The 4437-nt window shown below is 62.1% G+C and carries 6 protein-coding genes; 2 read left to right on the forward strand and 4 right to left on the reverse strand.

The genetic code is table 11. From position 1 onward, the window contains the following. A partial coding sequence (locus IV091_RS12620) for an FAD-dependent oxidoreductase (RefSeq protein WP_293469233.1) occupies nt 1-1352 on the reverse strand: 1352 nt, incomplete at its 3' end. Nucleotide 1353: 1 nt separating this feature from the next. Between IV091_RS12620 and IV091_RS12625 the strand changes: the two genes are divergently transcribed. Both IV091_RS12625 and IV091_RS12630 read left to right on the forward strand, forming a co-directional pair. Further along, nucleotides 1354-1512 carry a hypothetical protein gene (locus tag IV091_RS12625; RefSeq protein ID WP_293469235.1) on the forward strand — a complete coding sequence of 53 codons (159 nt, stop codon included), beginning with the start codon at nt 1354-1356 and terminating at the stop codon, nt 1510-1512. 240 nt (nt 1513-1752) lie between these two features. Then, a complete protein-coding gene (locus IV091_RS12630) occupies nt 1753-2379 on the forward strand; it encodes a DUF937 domain-containing protein (RefSeq protein ID WP_293469237.1) in 627 nt (208 codons plus the stop codon). A 20-nt stretch (nt 2380-2399) separates the two neighbouring features. On the opposite strand, the gene IV091_RS12635 is transcribed toward IV091_RS12630, so the two are convergent. From IV091_RS12635 to IV091_RS12645, 3 genes are all read right to left on the reverse strand, one after another. Continuing rightward, nucleotides 2400-3164, reverse strand: a complete 765-nt coding sequence (locus IV091_RS12635; protein WP_293469239.1) for an MHYT domain-containing protein — start codon at nt 3162-3164, stop codon at nt 2400-2402. Between the two features lie 113 nt (nt 3165-3277). Beyond that, complete coding sequence (locus IV091_RS12640; RefSeq protein ID WP_293469241.1) at nt 3278-4090, reverse strand: ABC transporter ATP-binding protein; 813 nt, start codon at nt 4088-4090, stop codon at nt 3278-3280. Between the two features lie 11 nt (nt 4091-4101). Next, nucleotides 4102-4437, reverse strand: a 336-nt coding sequence (locus IV091_RS12645) for an ABC transporter permease subunit (protein WP_293469243.1), incomplete at its 5' end; no start/stop codon positions are given.

The raw sequence follows: 4437 nt of genomic DNA on the forward strand, positions 1-4437 counted from the left end.
AGCGTGAACAGGCCTTTTTCCTTGATGGCCTTGCAGATCGTGCCTTTGTTGACGCCGTTGCAGCCGCAGACTTCGGCGGTATCCAGCATGCTGGCGGCCTTGCTGTGGCCTTCATGGCCCACGTCGCCAATGTTGGACTCGCCAAACATCAGCTTGTCGCGGATGCCTGCCACGCTGCGGCCGTCGCGCAGCAGCTTGAAGTAATAGCTGCCGTCCACCGTGTCGCCATACAGGCAGGCGCCAATCAGCTTGTCGTCCTTGATCACCAGCTTTTTGTAGACCCCGCCGAAGGGGTCGCTCATGATGATTTCCTCGGCCCCTTCGCCGCCCGTGAAGTCGCCGGCGCTGAACAGGTCGATGCCGGTGACTTTGAGCTTGGTCGAGGTCAGCGAGCCGGTGTAGCGGCCAATGCCGAACTGCGCCAGGTGGTTGGCCAGCACCTTGCCCTGCTCGAACAGCGGCGCGACCAGGCCGTAGGCAATGCCGCGGTGGGCCGCGCATTCACCGACGGCGTAAATGCGGGCGTCGGTCGTGGTTTGCAGCGTGTCGTTGACGACGATGCCGCGGTGTACATGCAGGCGCATCTTTTCAGCCAGCGCGGTGTTGGGTCGAATGCCGACGGCCATGCAGACCAGGTCGGCGGGCACTTCGGTTCCGTCCTTGAACTTGACAGCCTTGACGCGGCCATCCTCGCCGCCGACCAGCTCCTGGGTGTGCGCGCCAATCAGGAATTTCATACCGCGCTCGGCCAGCGACTTTTGCAGAAGCTTGCCCGCCACATCGTCCAGCTGGCGCTCCATCAGCCAGTCGCCGACATGGACCACGGTGACCTGCATGCCGCGCTTCATCAGGCCGTTGGCCGCTTCCAGGCCTAGCAGGCCGCCGCCGATGACGACGGCGTGCTTGTAAAGAACGGACGCGTCGATCATGGCCTGGGTGTCGGCAATGTCGCGGTAGGCGAGCACGCCCTTGAGGTCCTTGCCCGGAATCGGCAGCATGAAGGGGTTGGAACCGGTGGCCAGAACCAGCCGGTCGTATTCGGCGCTGATGGTTTCACCCGCGGCGTTGACGGCATGCACCACGCGGCGCACGCGGTCCACCTCCAGCACGGTCCAGCCGGCGTGCAGCGTGATGTGGTTGTCTGTGTACCAGGACCAGTCGTTCAGCACGATCTCTTCGAGCGTCTGCTCGCCGGCCAGCACCGGCGACAGCAAAATGCGGTTGTAGTTGGGGTGCGGCTCGGCACCGAACACGGTGATGTCATAGAGCTCGGGCGCAATCTTCAGCAGTTCTTCAAGCGCACGCACGCCGGCCATGCCGTTACCAATCATCACCAGTCTGGATTTCTTCATCATGACCCCCGTAGGCAGTTCGCAAAAACAAAAAAGGCGTCCGCACGGGGTAGCAAAGCCTTTCAGCCTGCTCATCCGTGGGGACGCCATCGTCCTGAAGATCCAATCCGCCATTGCACCGGGTCTTCATGCGGCCAGCATTGGTCGCAACCTGGGTTAAGCAAAGGGTGTGCCAGATCCTTTTTGTTACTTGAAATTTAAATAAAAAAAGCCAATAACCCATACTGAATGGGCGCTAATAGCTATTAAAAAAATAGCGATTTGCGGGCTGCAAAGAACCGCTGTGGTGCATGTATGCCTTGATGTTGTGCATGGCACCGGGGCGATTGCGCAGGGCTTGCCAGCGCTATCATGAAAGCTTGACTCAGTCAGTTGTCTTAACCCCCCGAAAGGATTGACCATGACCTCTTCTTCCTCCCTTGTCGATGACTTGATGGCGCAACTCCAGGGCGCCCCCCTGCAGCAGCTGTCGCAGCAATTGGGCACCGGCACTGAACAGACCCAGCAGGCCGTGGCGGCCGCGCTGCCCTTGATGCTGGGCGCGATGGGGCAGAACGCGGCCGAGCCGCAGGGCGCTGATGCCCTGTTGGGCGCGCTGCAGCGCGACCACAACGCGGGCGGCGGTTTTGACGTGGGCGGCTTGCTCGGCTCCCTGCTGGGAGGCAGCGGGGCTGGCGGCGCCAGCGCACCCGACGGCGCCGCCATCCTCGGACACATCTTTGGTGGCAACCAGCAGCGTGCTGAAACCGGCCTGGGCCAGGCCACCGGACTGGGCGGCAACGCGGGCCAATTGCTCACGCTGCTGGCACCCATCGTCATGGCCTTTCTGGCGCAGCGTGTGCAGGCCGGCGGCATGGATGCCGGAAGCTTGGGGCAGACGCTGGGTCAGGAACGCGCGCGGGTGCAGCAGCAGGGTGGCCTGGGCGGCGGTTTGCTGGGCAGCCTGCTCGACCAGGACGGCGATGGCCAGGTCGGGATGGGCGACTTGCTCAAGATGGGCGGCAGCCTGCTGGGCGGCCGGCGCTAGTTCAGCGCTTCCCCCGGTAATTAGCGGCGGATTTTGGTGGTGTTCGAATGCGTGACCAGGCTGCGCTGGAGAAACTGGTCAAGGGCGATCAGAACCACCATGGTGAAAGCGGCCATCACGACGATGCTGGGCAGGTTGAACGAGCTGATGTAGCCAAAGCCCCGCGGAAGCGCGGTGCGCGCCGGCGTGGTGCAGACAAACTCCGCTGCCGCCATGCCGGTGTAGTGCATCGCGCAGACGGCTACCGCCATCACCACCGCCGCGGCGAAGCGCCGGGCGAGACTGGCCGTGTTGAAGGCCAGCCACAAAGCGGCGGTGGACGCCACCACTGCGATCACCAGCGAGATGGCGACGATCCCATAGTTCCACTGGATGAAGCCGCCGAATTTCATGCCATACATGCCCAGGTAGTGCATGAATGCCACGCTGGTTCCCAGCAGCAGTCCTGCGCCCAGCATGCGGGGCAGGCTGTCGGGCGCCCTGGCCACAAAACCAAGCGCCAGCGCGGCTGCCAGGATCGCCACAGCCAGCGAAATCCCGGTTTCGATCATTGAAAAGCTGGTTGCCACGTCGAGCTTGAGGGCCAGCATGCCCACGAAATGCATGGCCCAGACGCCCACGCCGCCCAGCGCCATTCCTGCGGTCAGGATGTTGAAGGTGCTGTGTGTGTTTGTTCTCTGGATCCGGGTTGCAGCCGTGAGCGCGACAAAGGCACCGGCCACCGAAATCAGGAAAGAGAGCGCCACCAGGGTCCACTGGTAGCTGGATAAAACTTCTGGATTCATAAAAATACTAAGTAGTTACTAATATTACTCGACTGTAATATTTACTTCGACTTATTACATTTTTTGAAAATTACCCCTGCATAAATTGTGGGCATGTTTCGCTTGCGACGGGCTCAGGCGGCTTTTTCCACATGCGCCTGGCGCGTGTACAAAAAGTCAATCACCGCCTTGCGGTAGTGCAGGTACTGCGCGCTTTCAGCCAGCGCCACCCGGTTGCGCGGGCGCGGCAGCTCCACGCTGAGCACCTCGCCAATCGTGGCGCTGGGGCCGTTGGTCATCATCACGATCTTGTCGCTGAGCAGCACGGCTTCATCGACATCGTGCGTCACCATCACCACCGTGCTCTGGGTGTTGGCCACGATCTGTAGCAGCTCGTCCTGCAGCTTGGCGCGGGTCAGCGCATCGAGCGCGCCGAAGGGCTCGTCGAGCAGCAGCACCTTGGGCTCCATCGACAGTGCCCGGGCAATGCCGACACGCTGCTTCATGCCGCCCGAGATTTCGCCGGGGCGCTTTTGGCTGGCGGCCGTCAAGCCGACCATGGCCAGCACCGCGTCGACCCGGGCTTTCAGCTGGGCCTTGCTCTCGGTGGCGGCAAAGACGCGCTCGACGGCCAGGTAGACGTTCTCAAAGCAGGTGAGCCAGGGCAGCAGCGAGTGGTTTTGAAACACCACCGCGCGCTCCGGGCCGGGGCCGGCGATTTCGCGGTTGGCGCACAGCAGCGTGCCCTGGGTCGGCGTGGTCAGTCCGGCCAGCAGGTTCAGCAGGGTCGATTTGCCGCAGCCCGAGTGGCCGATCAGCGCCACAAATTCGCCTTTGGCGACCGTCAGGTTGACGTTCTGCAGCGCGCAGAACGGCCCCTTTTTGGTCTTGAAGCTTTGCTCGACGCCCTGGATTTCGATGTACTTGGTGGTCAGTGATGCGTTCATGATGGTCTTCCTCAGTTCTTGACTTCTTCAAACGTAAAGGCGGTGGCCAGCTTGATCAGGGCAAACTCCAGCGCCAGCCCGACAATGCCGATGACAAAAATGGCGATGATGATGTTCATGACGTTCAGGTTGTTCCACTCGTCCCAGACCCAGAAGCCGATGCCGACGCCGCCGGTCAGCATCTCGGCCGCCACAATCACCAGCCAGGCGGTGCCCACGGCCAGCCGCACGCCGGTCAGCATGTAGGGCAGCACCGACGGAAACAGGATCTTGGTGATGATCTTCCACTCGGACAGGTTGAGCACGCGGGCCACGTTCATGTAGTCCTGCGGCACGCGCTGCACGCC

The sequence above is a fragment of the Polaromonas sp. genome (assembly GCF_018780625.1).
GTDB lineage: Bacteria > Pseudomonadota > Gammaproteobacteria > Burkholderiales > Burkholderiaceae_C > Polaromonas.

Excerpts from the sequence above, each read along its gene's own strand:
- IV091_RS12625 (WP_293469235.1), top strand. The coding sequence starts at position 1,354 with ATGACCCCCGTAGGCAGTTCGCAAAAACAAAAAAGGCGTCCGCACGGG.
- IV091_RS12640 (WP_293469241.1), bottom strand. The coding sequence starts at position 4,090 with ATGAACGCATCACTGACCACCAAGTACATCGAAATCCAGGGCGTCGAG.
- IV091_RS12630 (WP_293469237.1), top strand. The coding sequence starts at position 1,753 with ATGACCTCTTCTTCCTCCCTTGTCGATGACTTGATGGCGCAACTCCAG.
- IV091_RS12635 (WP_293469239.1), bottom strand. The coding sequence starts at position 3,164 with ATGAATCCAGAAGTTTTATCCAGCTACCAGTGGACCCTGGTGGCGCTC.